This window comes from Kosakonia sp. Marseille-Q7440, from assembly GCF_965119485.1.
The window spans coordinates 434456-451882 of the sequence record NZ_CBCPLT010000002.1 but is presented as its reverse complement, the minus strand read 5'-3'; the positions used below and the strand labels follow the sequence as shown (position 1 = coordinate 451882).

General features: G+C 58.6%; 18 protein-coding genes. 8 read left to right on the top strand and 10 right to left on the bottom strand.

Translation table 11 applies throughout. The features are described 5' to 3' along the window. Nucleotides 1-104: 104 nt before the first annotated feature. The 4 genes from rsmD (at nucleotide 105) to zntA (ending at nucleotide 3998) form a co-directional block, all read left to right on the top strand. The gene (gene rsmD, locus ACWPW2_RS15955) at nucleotides 105-707 is read left to right on the top strand and encodes a 16S rRNA (guanine(966)-N(2))-methyltransferase (protein WP_094423010.1); all 603 of its coding nucleotides are present in this window, start codon (nucleotides 105-107) and stop codon (nucleotides 705-707) included. Beyond that, nucleotides 697-966, top strand: a complete 270-nt coding sequence (locus ACWPW2_RS15950) for a DUF1145 family protein (protein WP_023482020.1) — start codon at nucleotides 697-699, stop codon at nucleotides 964-966. Before rsmD ends, ACWPW2_RS15950 begins: the two co-directional genes overlap by 11 nt. 122 nt (nucleotides 967-1088) lie before the next feature. Continuing rightward, nucleotides 1089-1715 carry a lysoplasmalogenase gene (locus tag ACWPW2_RS15945; RefSeq protein ID WP_023482129.1) on the top strand — a complete coding sequence of 209 codons (627 nt, stop codon included), beginning with the start codon at nucleotides 1089-1091 and terminating at the stop codon, nucleotides 1713-1715. Nucleotides 1716-1790: 75 nt separating this feature from the next. Then, the gene (zntA, locus tag ACWPW2_RS15940; RefSeq protein ID WP_454124104.1) at nucleotides 1791-3998 is read left to right on the top strand and encodes a Zn(II)/Cd(II)/Pb(II) translocating P-type ATPase ZntA; all 2208 of its coding nucleotides are present in this window, start codon (nucleotides 1791-1793) and stop codon (nucleotides 3996-3998) included. Here the strand turns inward: zntA and tusA are convergent. After that, entirely contained in the window at nucleotides 3995-4240 is a 246-nt protein-coding gene (tusA, locus tag ACWPW2_RS15935; protein WP_023481988.1) for a sulfurtransferase TusA, read from the bottom strand. The two genes, zntA and tusA, sit on opposite strands and share 4 nt — an antisense overlap. A gap of 188 nt (nucleotides 4241-4428) precedes the next feature. Here tusA and ACWPW2_RS15930 point away from each other — a divergent pair, with 188 nt between their 5' ends. Further along, complete coding sequence (locus ACWPW2_RS15930) at nucleotides 4429-5094, top strand: 7-cyano-7-deazaguanine/7-aminomethyl-7-deazaguanine transporter (protein WP_454124102.1); 666 nt, start codon at nucleotides 4429-4431, stop codon at nucleotides 5092-5094. A gap of 72 nt (nucleotides 5095-5166) precedes the next feature. Further along, nucleotides 5167-5724, top strand: a complete 558-nt coding sequence (locus tag ACWPW2_RS15925) for a DcrB family lipoprotein (RefSeq protein ID WP_042713186.1) — start codon at nucleotides 5167-5169, stop codon at nucleotides 5722-5724. A 69-nt stretch (nucleotides 5725-5793) separates the two neighbouring features. Here the strand turns inward: ACWPW2_RS15925 and ACWPW2_RS15920 are convergent, their stop codons facing one another. Beyond that, nucleotides 5794-6984, bottom strand: a complete 1191-nt coding sequence (locus ACWPW2_RS15920; RefSeq protein ID WP_454124100.1) for an MFS transporter — start codon at nucleotides 6982-6984, stop codon at nucleotides 5794-5796. Between the two features lie 147 nt (nucleotides 6985-7131). Here ACWPW2_RS15920 and ACWPW2_RS15915 point away from each other — a divergent pair, with 147 nt between their 5' ends. After that, nucleotides 7132-8181: an AI-2E family transporter gene (locus ACWPW2_RS15915; RefSeq protein WP_023482089.1), complete on the top strand. Its 1050-nt coding sequence runs from the start codon at nucleotides 7132-7134 to the stop codon at nucleotides 8179-8181. Here ACWPW2_RS15915 and arnF read toward each other — a convergent pair. The 8 genes from arnF to ACWPW2_RS15875 form a co-directional block, all read right to left on the bottom strand. Beyond that, nucleotides 8178-8564, bottom strand: coding sequence for a 4-amino-4-deoxy-L-arabinose-phosphoundecaprenol flippase subunit ArnF (arnF, locus tag ACWPW2_RS15910; RefSeq protein ID WP_454124098.1), 387 nt, complete (start codon nucleotides 8562-8564; stop codon nucleotides 8178-8180). The two genes, ACWPW2_RS15915 and arnF, sit on opposite strands and share 4 nt — an antisense overlap. Continuing rightward, the gene (arnE, locus tag ACWPW2_RS15905) at nucleotides 8561-8899 is read right to left on the bottom strand and encodes a 4-amino-4-deoxy-L-arabinose-phosphoundecaprenol flippase subunit ArnE (protein ID WP_454124096.1); all 339 of its coding nucleotides are present in this window, start codon (nucleotides 8897-8899) and stop codon (nucleotides 8561-8563) included. Before arnE ends, arnF begins: the two co-directional genes overlap by 4 nt. Further along, nucleotides 8896-10536, bottom strand: coding sequence for a lipid IV(A) 4-amino-4-deoxy-L-arabinosyltransferase (gene arnT / locus ACWPW2_RS15900; protein WP_454125250.1), 1641 nt, complete (start codon nucleotides 10534-10536; stop codon nucleotides 8896-8898). Before arnT ends, arnE begins: the two co-directional genes overlap by 4 nt. After that, nucleotides 10533-11435: a 4-deoxy-4-formamido-L-arabinose-phosphoundecaprenol deformylase gene (arnD, locus tag ACWPW2_RS15895; RefSeq protein ID WP_454124094.1), complete on the bottom strand. Its 903-nt coding sequence runs from the start codon at nucleotides 11433-11435 to the stop codon at nucleotides 10533-10535. The genes arnT and arnD overlap by 4 nt, the downstream gene beginning before the upstream one ends. Before the next feature lie 2 nt (nucleotides 11436-11437). After that, nucleotides 11438-13417 carry a bifunctional UDP-4-amino-4-deoxy-L-arabinose formyltransferase/UDP-glucuronic acid oxidase ArnA gene (arnA, locus tag ACWPW2_RS15890; RefSeq protein ID WP_454124092.1) on the bottom strand — a complete coding sequence of 660 codons (1980 nt, stop codon included), beginning with the start codon at nucleotides 13415-13417 and terminating at the stop codon, nucleotides 11438-11440. Then, entirely contained in the window at nucleotides 13414-14397 is a 984-nt protein-coding gene (gene arnC / locus ACWPW2_RS15885; protein ID WP_042713194.1) for an undecaprenyl-phosphate 4-deoxy-4-formamido-L-arabinose transferase, read from the bottom strand. The genes arnA and arnC overlap by 4 nt, the downstream gene beginning before the upstream one ends. Before the next feature lies 1 nt (nucleotide 14398). Further along, nucleotides 14399-15535 carry a UDP-4-amino-4-deoxy-L-arabinose aminotransferase gene (gene arnB / locus ACWPW2_RS15880; RefSeq protein WP_454125248.1) on the bottom strand — a complete coding sequence of 379 codons (1137 nt, stop codon included), beginning with the start codon at nucleotides 15533-15535 and terminating at the stop codon, nucleotides 14399-14401. 411 nt (nucleotides 15536-15946) lie between these two features. After that, the gene (locus ACWPW2_RS15875) at nucleotides 15947-16456 is read right to left on the bottom strand and encodes a phenolic acid decarboxylase (RefSeq protein WP_042713196.1); all 510 of its coding nucleotides are present in this window, start codon (nucleotides 16454-16456) and stop codon (nucleotides 15947-15949) included. A 98-nt stretch (nucleotides 16457-16554) separates the two neighbouring features. Here ACWPW2_RS15875 and ACWPW2_RS15870 point away from each other — a divergent pair, with 98 nt between their 5' ends. Continuing rightward, entirely contained in the window at nucleotides 16555-17415 is an 861-nt protein-coding gene (locus ACWPW2_RS15870) for a LysR family transcriptional regulator (RefSeq protein ID WP_128481959.1), read from the top strand. Nucleotides 17416-17427: the final 12 nt, after the last annotated feature.

Here is a 17427-nt window from a genome sequence, read left to right as displayed (position 1 = left end):
TCTAACACTTTCCTTATCTCTCATCACGGCCTGAGGATTAGGGTTTAACGCAATTCATCCGCCCGCTAGAATAGCAGGCCGAAATGATGAGCAAAGCGAAGACCATGAAGAAACCCAACCGTGCCGCCAGCGGACAAATTCGTATTATTGGCGGGCAGTGGCGCGGCCGTAAATTACCGGTTCCCGACAGCCCAGGCCTGCGCCCGACCACCGATCGCGTGCGCGAAACCCTTTTTAACTGGCTGGCACCGTCAATGGTTGACGCCCGCTGTCTCGACTGCTTCGCCGGCAGCGGTGCGCTCGGGCTGGAAGCGCTCTCCCGCTACGCCGCCAGCGCGACGCTGGTCGAGATGGAGCGCAGCGTTGCCCAGCAGCTCCAGCAAAACCTCGCTACGCTTAAAGCCACTAACGCGAAAGTCGTTAACAGCAACACACTGAACTTTTTAGCCGCAGCGGGCACACCGCACACCATAGTGTTTATCGATCCACCGTTCCGCAAAGGGATGCTGGACGACACCGTGCGTTTGCTGGAAAACAACGGCTGGCTGGCGGATGACGCACTCATTTATATCGAGAGCGAAGTGGAAAATGGCTTACCGTCAGTGCCTGCGCACTGGCATTTACACCGGGAAAAAGTCGCGGGCCAGGTGGCTTACCGTTTGTATCACCGCGAAGCACAAGGAGAGAAGCATGCCGTTGCTGATTAATCTGGGCCGTCTGATGATGCTCTGCATCTGGGCCTTTCTGATTTTCAACCTGATCCACCCCTTTCCGCGCCCGTTGAATATTTTCGTCAACGTCGCGCTGGTTTTTACCTTCTTTATGCATGCTTTGCAGGCGACGATGATGAAGACCGCGCTGCCGAAAGAGGGGCCGCAGATGACCAAACTGGAGCAGCTGCGCATTTTTCTTTTCGGCGTCTTTGAACTGCTGGTCTGGCAGAAGAAGCTGAAAGCAAAGAGATAACTCTGTCAGATTAAGCGGAATTGCAGGGTATTGGGGGAAGTTCGCATTGTCATCCCCCTTTTTACGCCACTACACTTGAGGGGAGAGTTTTACGCAACAATAACAGTTACAGGGACTTAATTATGCTGTGGTCATTTATTGCTGTCTGCTTTTCCGGCTGGTTGTACGTCGACGCTTCCTATCGTGGCCCGGTGTGGCAACGCTGGGTGTTCAAACCCGTAACCCTTCTGCTGTTACTTCTGCTCGCCTGGCAAGCGCCAATGTTCGACGCTATCAGCTATCTGGTGCTGGCGGGTCTGTGCGCCTCGCTGGTGGGTGATGCCCTGACGCTGCTGCCGCGCCAAAAGTTACTTTACGCCATCGGCGCTTTCTTCCTGGCCCATCTGCTCTATACCATCTACTTCGCCAGCCAGATGACGCTGACCTTCTTCTGGCCGCTGCCGCTGGTGCTGCTGGTGATTGGTGCCCTGCTGCTGGCGGTGATCTGGACGCGTCTTGAAGAGCTGCGCATGGCTGTCTCCACCTTTGTCGCCATGACGCTGGTGATGGTATGGCTGGCCGGTGAACTGTGGTTCTTCCGTCCGACCAGTCAGGCGCTGTCGGCGTTTATCGGCGCATCGCTGCTGCTTATCGGCAATATTGTCTGGCTCGGCAGCCACTACCGTAAACGCTTTAGCGCGGATAACGCTATCTCCTCCGCCTGCTATTTTGCCGGCCACTTCCTGATCGTCCGTTCGCTCTATATCTAAAGCGCTTGACTCTGGAGTCGACTCCAGAGTGTATCCTCCGGTTAATGAGAAAATTATCATTCACCGGAGGATGCGATGGCTGCTCCCGAACTCAAGAAAACACCGCACTTTGCCGCGCTCAAACTGCGTCCCGTTGCTGAAAGCAATGCCCCCTGCTGCGGCGATATAAGCTGTGAAACCCGCTCCGCACCGGAAATAACCGCCGCAGGCGATCGCTTTAGCTGGCAGGTGAGCGGCATGGATTGCGCCGCCTGCGCACGTAAAGTGGAAAACGCGGTGCGCCAGGTCGAGGGCATCACCCAGGTGCAGGTCGCTTTTGCCACTGAAAAGCTGATTGTCATCGCGCAGAGTGATGTGCGCGAGCGCGTAGAAAAAGCCGTTAAGCAGGCGGGCTACCAGCTTCGCAGCGAAAACAGTGCTCCCGCGCCTGCATCTTCACCTCTGCGCGAAAACCTGCCGTTGCTCCTGCTCATCGTGATGATGGCCCTGAGCTGGGGGCTGGAGCAGTTCAATCACCCCTTCGGCCAGGCGGCCTTTGTGCTTACCACGCTGGTCGGCTTATGGCCGATTGCCCGCCAGGCCGTACGCCTGATAAGAAGCGGTAGTTGGTTCGCCATCGAAACCTTAATGAGCGTGGCGGCGATTGGCGCACTGGTTATAGGCGCGACCGCCGAAGCGGCGATGGTGCTGCTGCTGTTTTTAATCGGCGAGCGGCTTGAGGGCTGGGCCGCCAGCCGTGCGCGCAAGGGCGTAAGCGCACTGATGGCGTTAAAACCTGACAGCGCCATTCGCGTGCGTAACGGCGTGCGTGAAACTATTCCCGCCAGCCAGTTGCAACCCGGCGATACCATTGAGGTGCCCGCAGGCGGGCGCTTACCGGCAGATGGCCGCCTAATCTCGCCGTTCGCCAGTTTTGATGAGAGCGCGTTAACCGGCGAATCACTCCCCGTCGAGCGCAGCGCGGGCGAAAGCGTGCCCGCAGGTGCCACCAGCGTCGATCGGCTGATCACCCTCGAAGTCGTGTCAAAAGCGGGCGAAAGCGCCATCGACCGCATCCTGAAATTGATTGAAGAGGCAGAAGAGCGCCGCGCGCCCATCGAGCGCTTTATCGATCGCTTCAGCCGCATTTACACCCCGGCGATCATGGCCGTGGCGCTGCTGGTGGCGGTGATTCCCCCCCTGCTCTTTTCCGCTCCGTGGCTGGAGTGGGTCTACAAAGGGCTGGCGCTGTTGCTGATTGGCTGCCCCTGCGCGCTGGTGATCTCCACGCCTGCGGCCATCACCTCCGGGCTGGCGGCAGCCGCACGTCGCGGGGCGCTGATCAAAGGCGGCGCGGCGCTGGAGCAGCTCGGCACCCTGCGTCAGGTGGCGTTTGATAAAACCGGCACCCTGACTCTCGGCAAACCCCAGCTGGTCGCAATGCAGGCATTTTCGGGTACAGAGGAGCAGGAGCTGCTGGCGCTCAGCGCCGGGGTTGAGCAGGGTTCGACGCACCCGCTGGCGCTGGCGATTGTGCAGGAGGCGCAGCGCCGTGGCATCGCTATTGCGCAGGCCGACGGGCAACGGGCGCTGGCCGGGAAAGGCATTGAAGCGCGCATCGGCGCGCATAACACTCATATCTGCGCGCCGGAAAAGGTGCCAGCAGGCCTGCTGAATGACGCCGGGCGCAAGCAGATTGAGCAGCAGGAAGCACAGGGGCAAACGGTAGTAGTGGTTCTGCGCGATAACACCATTATCGGTACGCTGGCGCTACAGGACACCCTGCGCGACGATGCAAAAGCCGCAGTAGCCGAGCTGCATGCCCTTGGCATCACGGGGGTAATCCTCACCGGCGATAACCCACGGGCAGCGGCAGCGATTGCCGGTGAGTTGGGGCTGGAGTTTCGTGCCGGGCTATTGCCGGAAGATAAAGTGAGCGCCGTGCGCGCGCTGAATGAAGTTGCCCCATTGGCGATGGTCGGCGACGGTATTAACGATGCGCCGGCGATGAAAGCGGCAACCCTCGGCATTGCGATGGGCAGCGGTACCGATGTCGCGCTGGAGAGCGCCGATGCGGCATTAACCCATAACCGGCTCTCCGGCCTTGGGCAGATGATCCGCCTGGCGCGCGCCACGCACCATAATATTCGTCAGAACATCGCCATTGCGCTGGGGCTGAAGGGGATCTTCCTGGTCACCACGCTTTTGGGGATCACCGGATTATGGCTGGCAGTGCTGGCGGATACCGGCGCAACGGTGCTGGTGACAGCCAACGCGCTGCGCCTGTTACGCCGCAAAGATTAGTGGCTTTTTCGCACTAAATAGCGGTAGGGCAGCGTCTCGGTCTGGTCGGCAACCAGCTCATGTTCCATAAAACGGCAGAAGCCGGGAATATCGCGGGTGGTTGCCGGATCGTCGGCGATAATCAGTACAGTTTCGCCAACCTGCATGTTACGCACGGTTTTGCGCACCATCATTACCGGCTCCGGGCAGCGCAGGCCAAGGGCATCAAGAGTGTGGTCGGCGGTAGAAAACGGATCGCTCATCTTCATCTCACAAGTGAAAAAACCGCCCTAGTTTACGCTGCCATTTTCAGGGCGCAAGGGAGGTTAACGATTGCGTTAAAATTAGCCATTGCATCGCGCGATGATTGCAGTATCATGCGGCGGCTTCTGCCTGGCAGAGCATAAATTGAACTGGGTTCCCTCACCCCATTTACCAAAAAGGTCACAATATGACGCACTTTTCCAACGCACAGCGCATGAAGGCGCTGGTCTGGCTATCGCTTTTCCACCTGCTGGTGATTATCTCCAGTAACTATCTGGTGCAGCTCCCGGTCGCCATTTTCGGCTTCCACACCACCTGGGGTGCATTCAGTTTTCCGTTTATCTTCCTGGCAACGGATCTCACCGTACGCATTTTCGGCGCGCCTCTGGCACGAAGGATTATCTTTGCCGTGATGGTGCCCGCCCTGCTCGCCTCTTACGTTATCTCGTCGCTCTTTTATATGGGCAGTTGGCAAGGTTTCGGCGCGCTCGCCCACTTTAACCTGTTTGTGGCGCGTATCGCCGCCGCCAGCTTTATGGCTTATGCGCTGGGGCAGATCCTCGATGTGCACGTCTTTAACCGCCTGCGCCAGAGCCGCCGCTGGTGGCTTGCACCAACGGCCTCGACCATTTTTGGTAACGCCAGCGATACGGTGGCCTTCTTCTTTATCGCCTTCTGGCGCAGCCCGGATCCCTTTATGGCGCAGCACTGGACCGAAATCGCACTGGTGGATTACAGCTTCAAGGTGCTTATCAGCATCGCCTTCTTCCTGCCGATGTATGGTGTGCTGTTGAATATGTTGCTGAAAAGACTGGCAGACAAATCTGAAATCTCGGCATTACATGCGGGTTAAAGGTACGACTTATCAGTTGTGATAATATGGAACAACGAGCCATTATGGCTGTTTATTGAAAGGATGAAGTCAATGCGCAATCTGGTGAAATATGTCGGTATTGGCCTGCTGGTGATGGGGCTGGCTGCCTGTGATAACAGCGACAGCAAGAAGCCCGTACAGGGTGCCGCCGCAGAGAGTAACGCCTCCGGCCAGCCGGTGACCCTGCTCGACGGTAAACTCAGCTTCTCGCTGCCTGCGGATATGACCGATCAGAGCGGCAAGCTGGGCACGCAATCCAACAACATGCACGTCTACTCTGACGCCACTGGCCAGAAAGCGGTGATTGTGATTGTGGGTGATAACACTCAGGAAGATCTGAGCGTGCTGGCAAAACGTCTGGAAGATCAGCAGCGCAGCCGCGACCCGCAGTTGCAGGTCGTGACCAACCGTGCGATTGAGCTGAAAGGGCAGACTTTGCAGCAGCTCGACAGCGTGATCTCCGCCAAAGGCCAGACCGCATGGTCCTCCGTGGTGCTGGGGAAAATTGATAACCACCTGGTGACCCTTCAGGTGACGCTGCCGGCGGAAAATCAGCAGCAGGCGCAAACCGCCGCTGAAAACATTATCAACACCATCGTGGTGAAATAACGCCGCAACAATCAACAAGAGAAAGGGAACCTGCGGGTTCCCTTTTTTTATGCCCAGCCGGATAAGCGTTTACGCGCTATCCGGTACTCTCTGCTTTAACCGCCACGCCAACAGCAGCGCAATCGCCACCAGCCCGGCGGCGGCAAGATAAATAGATGAGACGCCCGCCCAGGCCATCAGCAGCCCAGCCAGCGGGCCGGTCACGCCTAACGAGAGATCCATAAACACCGTATAGGTTGCCAGCGCGGAGCCCTGATTGTGCTGCGGCACCGCTTTTACCGCCACCACGCCCAGCGCCGGGAAGACCAGCGAGAAACCGGCCCCTGTCAGGAAAACGCCCAGTTTCACCATCCACGGATCGACCGCCAGGCCCACCAGCAGCAGCCCGCAGGTCTCCACCGCAAAGCAGATCAGCGCCACATTAAGGCCGCCAAAGCGGTTGATACCATTGGGAAACAGCAGGCGTGCGCCAACAAACGCCACGCTGAAGAGCGTCAGAGCGAACGCCGCCCCATCCCAGCCTCTGGCATCGTAATAGAGGGTAATAAAGGTAGCGATGACGCCAAAACCCGCCGAACCGAGCGCCAGCGCCATCCCGTAGAGCCAGACACGCCCGAGCACAGCGCGAAACGGCAGCGGCTTGCCTTTGCTGGCTTTCACCGCCGCGCGCGGTAGCGCAAGCAGCACCGCCAACAGCGCGACGGCCATAATCGTCACCGCCAGCCCGTGCAGGCCGCCATAGTGATAACAGAGCACGCCGAGCGGTGCGCCAAGCGCCATCGCCCCGTAGGTGGCAATGCCATTCCACGAAATCACGCGCCCAATATGCACTGAACCGACCACGCCAACGCCCCACAGCGTCGCGCCGGTACCGGCAAAGCTCTGGCCGATGCCTAAAATCACCCGCCCAAGGCAGAGCAGCACCAGGCTCAACACGCCAGACTGCATTCCCGCCAGCAGATAGCACAGCCCGCTGAGAAACGCACCGCAGAGGCCGAAAATCACCACTTTTTTTGGCCCCAGCAGATCGGCGTAGCGCCCGGCGTGCGGGCGGCTGAGCAGCGTGGCGAAGTACTGGAGGCTTATCACCAGCCCGGCCCAGAAGGCGCTGTAGCCCATCACGTCATGAACAAAACCGGGCAATACCGCCAGCGGTAAACCGATGGTGAGATAGCTGGCGAAGTTAAAAATTACGACGGACAAAATCCGCAGATTGAGGCGCAATCCGCTTAGCGCCGGTTCAGCGCGGTGTTCAGGCATCAGGATTTACTCAGATTTTTTACAACAGGATTTCACTATTACCACGACACAAGGTAGAAAGCAGCACGACTTTAAGATTATCTCTGTCAGGCGAAGGTGGCGCGGCGCACTACACTTACTGGCAATAAGAAAAAAAAGGAATTAATCATGATGCAACCTCAGCCAGACCGGGCGGGCCTCCACATTCTTCTCAAACTGGCGTCACTGGTGGTCATTCTCGCCGGTATCCACGCCGCAGCCGATATTATTGTCCAACTCCTGCTGGCGCTCTTCTTCGCCATTGTTCTTAACCCGCTAGTGACCTGGTTTCTACGCCGCGGCATCAAGCGCCCGGCGGCCATTGCCATTGTCGTGCTGGTGATGCTGGTCTTCCTGACCGCGTTATTCGCCGTGCTTGCCGCGTCGATGAACGACTTTATGACCCTGCTGCCGAAGTACAACCGCGAGCTGACACGCAAGTTTTTGCAGCTTCAGGACGCGCTGCCGTTCCTGCATCTGCATCTCTCCCCGGAGCGCATGCTGCAACGCATGGATTCGGACCGCATGATGTCGTTCGCCACCACCATGGCGACGCAGTTATCGAATGCGATGGCAAGCGTCGTGCTGCTGGTGATGACGGTGGTGTTTATGCTGTTTGAAGTGCGCCATGTGCCGTATAAAATGCGCTTCGCCCTGAATAATCCGCAGATCCATATCGCTGGCCTGCACCGCGCGCTGAAAGGGGTGTCGCACTACCTGGCACTGAAAACGCTGCTTAGCGTCTGGACCGGGCTGATTGTCTGGGTCGGGCTGGTGGCGCTCGATGTGCAGTTTGCGCTGATGTGGGGCGTGCTCGCCTTCCTGCTGAACTACGTGCCAAATATCGGGTCGGTGATCTCCGCCATTCCGCCAATGATCCAGGCCCTGCTGTTCAACGGCACCTACGAGTGCCTGTTAGTCGGCGCTCTCTTCCTGGTGGTGCACATGCTGATTGGCAACATCCTTGAGCCGCGCATGATGGGCCACCGCCTCGGCATGTCGACGCTGGTGGTGTTCCTCTCGTTATTAATCTGGGGATGGCTGCTCGGCCCGGTAGGGATGCTGCTCTCGGTGCCGCTCACCAGCGTATGCAAAATCTGGATGGAGACCACCACCGGCGGCAGCAAGCTGGCGATTATGCTTGGCCCAGGCCGACCGAAATCGCGATTACCCGGTTAAGCTCTATTGCGGGCGGGCAGGAAGATAACCAGCACGCCCGCCACAATCAGCGCCACGCCAAACGCACCGCGCAGCGTGAAGGGTTCATGCCAGCCAGGTAACCAGATGGCGGCGGCCCACACCAGAATGTAACTCAGGCTGAGCAGGGCATAGGCTTTGCTCAGCGCCATCCGGTGCAGGGCCAGATACCAACAGCCCATCGACGCCACGTAGCCCACCAATCCCAACAGCAGCGCCAGCGTGCCAGCCTGACCATGCAGCAGCGCCAGCAAAAAGGCGCGCAGATCGGCCAACGGCGGCAGCGACAGCATGCCATCACGCAGTAACAGTTGCGCCCCACTCACCAGCAGCACGCTAAGAAGCGCCCAGGGTAGCCCCTTCATAATGAACTCCCGAGCAGCGCCACACCGGCAATAATCAACACCAGACCGCAGGCATGCCGCAACGTGATGCGCTCATGCCAGATCGCCCTCGCCGCCAGGGTCACCCAGACAAAATTAAGGCTCAGCATCGGGTAGGCGAGGCCGACCGGAATGCGCTGCAACACCAGCAGCCACAGCACCATCCCCGCACCCAGCGCCAGCAATGCCAGCGCCAGCCACAGGCCAACGTGCCTGCCGCGCGATGCCCCACTCGCCGGGCGCGTCGCCTGCTTCTGGCACAACTGCCCCAGGCAGCTCAACAGGCTGGCCGCGCCGAGCCAGATCCAGCTACTCATTGCGGAAAGTACTGCAATAACACCATCCGCCCCTGCTGATAGACGTTATCCGGTTTCGGAATAGGCAGACGCATAAACTCATCGGCCTGCGACTGATGCAGCACCAGCGAAACAATCCCCTGCTGGCGATGCCCGGCCAGCCAGTCGGTGAAATCACGCTCGGCGACAAAGCGCCCTTTCGCATCGGGATAATCCAGGCCATAAGCCAGCTCGCCGCGCGAACCGAACAGCAGGATATCGCTGCGCTTCAGCTCCCAGGCGAGCCCGGAGGCGACGCCGGGATTATCCGACAGCACGTAGCGGCTCTCCGCCAGCGCGTCATCAATGCAGGCGATCAGGAACTGCGGCTGTTTGGAATCCATCACTTTATCCGGAATAGCAAACCCCACCAGCAGCGCCAGCGTCAGTGGCGAAAGCGCGGCGAAGAACCAACGCTCGGCGCTGGCCTTGAAGGTAAACAGCCCGACCAGCGCCCACATCAGGAAGATAAAGGCGGCGAGCGCGGCTTTATAATCTTCGATCGGCAGCCAGACGGGATGCTTCAACATCCCCCACGGCGACACCACCAGCGCGGCGATCGCGCCAGTGAGCCCGAAAGCGATATTGATTCCGGCATTGATACGCAGCACTTTTACGCTCGCGGCGGTGCACGCGTAACGCGCCATCAATATCGCCAGCGGCGCAAAGCAGGGCAGAATATAGGTCAGCAGTTTTCCCTGGGCGATACTGAAGAAGATCAGCGGCATCACCACCCAGCCGAGCAGGTAAAAAGCATCACTGCGCGCCCGCCAGCCGGTTTTCAGCGCACCGGGCAGCAGCCCAAGCCACGGCAGCGAACCGGCAAGCAAACAGGGAATGTAGTACCAGAACGGGGCTTTATGCTGCGCGTCATCCTGGGCAAAGCGCTGAATATGCTCCACCCAGAAGAAGTAGCGCCAGAAATCAGGCTCGCGCGCCGCAATGGTCAGGCCCCACGGCAGCACCGTCAGCACGCACGCCAGCACCGCCAGCCAGCCCCAAATCAGCACCTCTTTCCAGCGCCGCTGCGCAATCACCCACGGCAACACGCCGATAACCGGCAGCGCCAGCGCCAGGAACCCTTTGGTCATTACCCCCATGCCGCAGGCGATGCCGAGCAGCAGATAGCCCCCCGCTTTCCCGCGTCGGCTGGTGGCCTGCGCCGCCAGCCAGAAGCTGAACATCGCCAGCGTCATCCACAAGGCGATCATCGGATCCAGCACGGCATAGGTACCGACACCGTACACCAGCAGCACGGTCAGGTAGATCACGCCAGAGAGCAGCGCCGTGGCTTTATCGCGCCACATTTTCCACGCTAACGCGCCAACCAGCAGGGCAGAAACGGTGGTGGAGAAGACCGCGCCAAAGCGTACCGCGAAGTTGTTGTGACCAAACACCCACTGCGCAAGGGTGTTGATCCAGTACCCGGCGATCGGTTTTTCAAAATAGCGCAGCCCCAGGAAATGGGGCACCATCCAGTCGCCGCTTTGCAACATCTCGCGGCTGATCTCCGCATAGCGGGTCTCATCCGGTTGCCAGAGCAGGCGGTACTCCAGCGGCGCAAGGTAATAAAGGGCAAACAGCGCCAGCAGCGCTAAACCATAGTGAACAGGTTTCATCGTTGTGCACTCAACAGTTTTTGGCATCCCAGCCACCCTTCGCGGCCAACCACTTCGCCGCGTACCACTTTGCCGGGCGGCAGTGTCGTGACATCGTCCGGTAGCAACTGCCCCAGCGGGCAAAATGTAATCTCCTCCTGCGCCGCCAGCATCAGCAGCTGATCAAACGCATCGGCGCCGATAATCCCTTCCACTTCAGCATGGATGGTGTAGACCGGCGTGCCGTGGGCGCGATGCATGCGATCGAGGATAAAGCGGTTGAAGCCCTCGGCGCTCACCGAGGATCCGACCACCTCATCCCAGGTGGGTAGCGAAACGGGGATTTGCGGCGCGGCGTAGGTTGTCTCTGTCAGTTGCGGGCGAAAAGGCTGGCTACCGCGACAGTCGCTGTTATAGCGGAACGGGAAAACTGCTTTCGCCTTCACCACCCGCTGATCTGCACGCCAGCCCGCCGCCGCCGAGCAGGTGACCGGCTGGCCGATAATCCGCTCCAGCGCCGAGAGGCCGCGTGCGATCTCCGTCTCCAGCCGCGCCTGATCCCAGACGCCGCTCCAGCTTTGCCAGGCGTGGTGATCCCAGGCGTGCAGCCCGACTTCATGCATGCGCGCCGTCTGGCGAATGATCTCTGCATTGGCATCGCCAATAATGCGCCCCGGCCAGGCGGTACCCGCCAGCAGAATATCCCAGCCATACAGCGACGCCGCGCGCGAGCGCAGCATCTTCCAGAAAAATTTCGGCTTCAGCAGACGCCAGATATGCCGCCCCATATTGTCCGGGCCGACGCTAAAAAAGACGCTCGCCTGGATCTGGTGCTTCTCCAGCAGCTGCAGCAGGCGCGGCATGCCCTGCTGCGTGCCGCGAAAGGTATCGACATCAATACGTAAGCCGATTTTTTTCATGCTTATTGCTCATCCGTCAGTTCGACCGTACGCAGGAAGAAGTCGAGCGTCTCGTCAACCGTCTGGCGCATCGCCACCGTCGGCTCCCACTGCAGGCAGCGTTTGGCGTTGCGAATGCTCGGTTTGCGGTGCTCAACATCCTGGTATCCTTTACCGTAATAGCTGCTGCTCTCGACGTCGCGGAAACCGGCAAAAGGCGGGAAGCGGTGGCGCAGCGGATGCTGCTCAAAGCTCTCCAGCAGCATCTCGGCAAGCTCCTTGATACTGGCTTCGTTCTCCGGGTTGCCGATATTGATAATCTCCCCGTCGCAGCGACCGTCGCGGTTTTCAATAATGCGGAACAGCGCTTCGATACCGTCACTGATATCAGTAAAGCAGCGCTTCTGTTTTCCGCCTTCAACCAGCTTGATCGGCGAGCCTTCCACCAGGTTGAGGATCAGCTGAGTGATGGCGCGAGAGCTGCCGATGCGCGCGGCATTGAGGTTATCCAGACGCGGGCCCATCCAGTTAAACGGACGGAAGAGCGTAAACCGCAGCCCCTCTTTCTCGCCGTATGCCCAAATCACACGGTCAAGAAGCTGTTTCGACACCGAGTAGATCCAGCGCTGTTTGCTTACCGGCCCGACCACCAGGTTCGAGTTATCCTCATCAAACACTTTGTCGGTGCACATGCCGTACACTTCCGAGGTCGACGGGAAGATGATGCGTTTGTTGTACTTCACGCAGTCGCGGATGATCTTCAGGTTCTCTTCAAAATCGAGTTCAAAGACGCGCAGCGGGTTGCGGGTGTACTCAATCGGCGTGGCGATCGCCACCAGCGGCAGCACCACGTCGCATTTTTTAATGTGGTACTCAATCCATTCGGAATGGATGCTGATATCGCCCTCGACAAAGTGAAAACGCGGGCAGTCGAGGAAACGTCCGATGGCGTCGGAACCGATGTCGAGGCCGTAAATCTCGTAGTTATCGTCGCGCAGCAGTCGCTCCGTCAGGTGGTTGCCGATAAAGCCGTTTACCCCGAGGATCAGTACGCGAGTGCGGCGTTTTACCGCCACCACCGGTTTGCTGCTCAACAGCGCCCCGGCTACCAGCCCCAGCGACTGCGCCAGCTGCGCGCCCTGCATATAAACGCCTTTCTCCGTCTGGCCGGTCATCACCTCCAGCGCCCCCTCGCCGCAGGCGATAATCAGCGGCGCAACGGAGATAACGGTTCCCGCTCGCGCTGGCGCAACATCGCTGCGCACGCGGGATTTCCAGACGATAAATTTGTGCGTGCCGACAAAGCTGAACGCGCCCGGCCACGGATCGCTCACCGCGCGCACCAGGTTGTGCAGAGTTTGCGCCGGTTTTTCCCACTCCAGACGACCATCTTCCGGCGTACGGCGGCCAACATAACTCGCCTTGCTCTCATCCTGCGCGGTTTCGCTGAAGGTGCCGCTTTTCAGCGTCGGTAAAGCGCCTTCCAGCAGATGTTTGGCGCTCTCGGTCAGTTTACGGTGCAGCGACAGCGCGTCATCGGCGTCGGCAATCTCGACCGCTTGCTGGGCGATAATTGCCCCGGCATCGGCGCGGGAGATCATCCGGTGCAGCGTGACGCCGGTTTGCGTTTCGCCATTCACCAACACCCAGTTGAGCGGCGCGCGTCCGCGATAGGCAGGCAGCAGCGAACCGTGCAGGTTAAACGCGCCAATCCGCGCGCTGTTGAGGATCGCTTCGCCGAGCAGGTTACGGTAGTAGAACGAGAAAATGACCTCCGGCTTCAGCTCGGTAATGCGGTCGACCCACAGCGGATGGTTAACGTCATCCGGAGCATAGACCGGAATACCGCGCTCGGCGGCAAGGCGCGCCACCGAGCCGAAAAAGGCGTTTTCCTGTGCGTTGTCGGCATGGGTGAAAATCGCGGCGATATCAAACCCGGCATCCAGTAACGCCTGTACACCGACGCATCCCATATCGTGATAAGCAAAAACAACGGCTTTCATTGGTTCTTTTCCTCTTGCGAAACGTCATGATCCTGGCGGACAACGCGTTGAATAAAGTAGCGGGGACGGGCGCGCACATCGTTGTAGATGCGCCCGATATACTCCCCAAGCAGGCCCATGCCGATAAACTGTGCGCCGATAAAGGTGAAGAGAATGGCGAAGAGCGTGAACACCCCTTCCCCCGCCCACTGCGCGCCAAACGCCAACCGCAGAATCACCAGCAGCAGCGATAGCGAGAAGCCAAACAGGGCAATGGCGCTGCCAAACACGCTGAGCAGACGCAGCGGCGTGGTGGTCAGGCAGGTCACCAGGTCGTACATCAGGTTAATCAGGCGCATAAAGCTGTATTTCGAGTCGCCAAATTCACGCTCGGCGTGCTGCACCGGGATCTCAACCGCCCGGCGGGCAAAGGTGTTGGCGAGGATCGGGATAAAGGTGCTGCGCTCGTGGCAGCGCAGCATGGCGTCAACGATATGGCGGCGATAGGCGCGCAGCATGCAGCCGTAGTCGCCCATCGCTTTCCCGGTGGCGCGCTGGATCAGGTGGTTAACGCCGCGCGACGCCAGCTTGCGAAACAGGCTGTCCTGGCGGTTTTGCCGCACGGTGCCCACCACGTCATACCCTTCGTTGGCTTTCGCCACCAGCCGCGGGATCTCCTCCGGCGGGTTTTGCAGATCCGCATCCAGGGTAATCACCAGATCGCCGGTGACATGGCTGAAACCGGCCATGATCGCCGAGTGCTGGCCGTAGTTGCGGTTGAGCAGCACCGCGACGATATGGCTGTCGGGTTGCTCTGCCGCATCGGTCAGCATACGCGCAGAGTCATCGCTGCTGCCGTCATCCACCAGCAGGATTTCGTAATCGATACCGATTTGCGCGCAGCTGGTGGTGGTGCGGCGGATCAGCTCCGGCAGGCTCTCCTGTTCGTTATAAACCGGGATCACCACCGAGACTTTTTCAATAAGCGGGAGGGTGAACATATCAGCAGCCTGCAATCTGTTTAAGCGCGTCAATGACGCGGGTTGTGTCGTCATGGGTCATATCCGGAAAGAGCGGCAGGGAACAGATACGCGCGCTGTTCCACTCCGTGTTGGGAAGTTCGGTCGGGAAGTTTTCGCGGTAGTACTTCTGGGTATGCGCCGCGCGAAAATGGAGGCCGGTGCCGATACCCTGCGCTTTTAGCCGCTCCATCAGTGCATCGCGGGAGAGGCCGCAGCGCTGCTCGTCGACGCGAATAATAAACAGATGCCAGGCGTGCTGATGCGGCCACGACGGCAGCGCCAGCGGCTGAAACGGCGTCGCTGCCAGTTCATTCAGATAGCGTTGGGCAATTTCCTGACGGCGGGCGTTGGCGGCAGGCAGTTTGTCGAGCTGCACCAGCGCAATAGCGGCGTTAATATCCGCGAGGTTGTATTTAAAGCCCGGCGAAATCACCTCGGCCTGCGGCGCGCGGCCGTGGGTCTGGCGGTCATAGGCATCGACGCCAAGGCCATGAAACTTCAGGCTGCGAATGCGGTTTGCCAGCGCTTCGTCATCGGTCACCACCAGCCCGCCTTCGGCGCAGGTCATATTTTTGATGGCGTGGAAGGAGAAGATTGCGCAACCGCGCGCGCCAACGTGGTGGCCTTTGTAGTAGGTGCCCGCCGCGTGGGCGGCATCTTCAATCACCGGAATGCCGTACTTCTCACCGAGGGAGTGAATGGCATCGATATCCACCGGCGCGCCGGCGTAGTGCACTGGCACAATTGCTTTGGTACGCGGTGTGATCGCCGCTTCGATCGCCTCGGGTGTCACCATCAGCGTGTCGCGATCGACATCGATCATTACCGGCGTCGCGCCGAGCAGCACGATCATGTTGAGGGTGGAGACCCAGGTCATTGAGGGAGTAATCACTTCATCGCCCGCACCGATACCCAGCGCCATTAACGTGACATGCATCCCCGCCGTGGCGGAGCTGACGGCAATGGCGTGCTGGTTGCCGGTCAGTGTGCAAAACGCGGCTTCAAGTGCCTGATTCTTCGGCCCGGTGGTGATCCAGCCCGACGCCAGCACCTGCTGAATGGCGGCGAGTTCATCCTCTCCCATCGATGGGCGTGAAAAGGGTAAAAATTCACTCATCATTTTTTCCTGGCATCAACGGCATATTAAAAAACTGCCACAGTGAAACATGTAATGGGAATAAAATGGCGTACAAAACTTAAATGAAAATAGAATGAACCTACGATTTCAGTGTTTTTTACCGAAAAGGTGATAATGGTGAGGGTAGCAATAAAAGATTAGGAGAAGATTAAGAAATTAACCTTCGGATAAAAATATAAAAACCTTTAAAAAACATCTAGATATATAATACAGCAAGTTTTTTATACTGTGATTCCTGTCAAAAAAGTGCAATAAAAAACGCCCATTCAGTCAATGAACGGGCGTTATCTTAATTATTTAAACGGAATGACAACAAAGCAAAAATAGTCTTATTTTTCTGCAAACAATTATTTCATTAGCCACACCGTTAATAACGTCATAAATGTGAAACTATTCTGATAAGTTGCGCGGGAAATTAGCCGGTAATTCACTGGCCGGGCAGGCAATGACCTGCTCATTATTCTCACCGCAGTCGCGCACAAAGGTGATGGTGGCAAACTCATCAATCACTTCTGTCGGGTAAGCGGGGCCTGCCTCGCGCAGGGATTCCATCAGCGCAATATGCTCGTTCTGGAAGCAGACAGTTTTCTCCGGATTGTTGATCACCCAGCGCGGGAAGAAGATGGTGCCGTGGAACAGGCGATCGCCGAGGTTGGCAATCAGGCTGACATCGGTACCGGTCGGCTCAGTCCAGGAAATTTTATAGATGCTTTCGCCAACGCGAACGATATAGACCCGCTGATCTTTCACCCAACGGTTGGCCACGATCCCGCTGTGAATTCGGTAATCAATCGTGTTGGCATTTTTTACATACAGCTCGTAGTTCCAGCCATTATCGTAGGTGTAGACCAGATGTTTACCGACAAAGCCACTCAAATCATGTTTATCAAAGCTGCTCATATCTCATCTCCTCTTGTTGTTGAGGAGATCGTACCCCTGCAAAAAACCAATGAATAACGCTATATTTGCATCAAATTCATTCAAAAATTAGATGAGTCATGCACAAGAGCACGCTGGAACAATGGTCGCTGCTGCAAAAAGTGGTCGAACTGGGCAGCTTTGCTAAAGCGGCGGAAGAGACACACCGCAGCCAGTCTTCGGTCAGCTATAACCTGGCGCTCCTGCAGGAGCGGCTCGGCGTTGCGCTGCTGGTGCCGGAGGGGCGACGGGCGGTGCTGACGCCTGCGGGCGAACTGCTGCTCAGCCAGGTGAAGCCGCTGCTGAAAGCGTTTGAGTGGGTGGAGACCCGCGCCGCCACGCTGCGAAATGGCATGCGCACCCGGCTGGATCTGGTGGTCGACAGCATCTTTCCGCGCGCGCGGCTGTTCGCCATCCTGCGCCAGTTCCAGCACTGTTACCCGCAAACCCAGGTGCGCCTGACCGAAGTGCTGGAGACCGCCCCGGACGATGCGCCGAGCTACGCGCAGGCCGATGTGATGGTGTTAACGCGCCGCCAGGATATGACCGGGCGCGGGGAGTGGCTGATGAATATCGATTTTGTTTGCGTGGCGCATCGCGATCACCCTCTCAGCGCGGCGCAGCAGGTGAGCGAAGCGATGCTTGCCGCCTGGCCGCAGATCCGTATCGCCGAAAGCGACGCCCGGCAAACGCCGGTTGCGCAGGAGGCGTGGACCTTTTCCACCATTGATGCCGCCATCGAAGCGGTGCAGTATCAGGTCGGTTACGGCTGGCTGCCGCAGGAGCGGATTGCGCCGCTGCTGGCGAGCGGTCAGCTGAAAGCGCTGCCGCTCAACCACGGCGCACGCCGCGCCACGCCGCTGCATCTGATCGTCAAAAAGGATCTCGCCCCGATTGATGAGCAGGTAGAGATGCTGTTGCAGTTGTTTAAGGCGCAGTAAGGGAAGATGCCC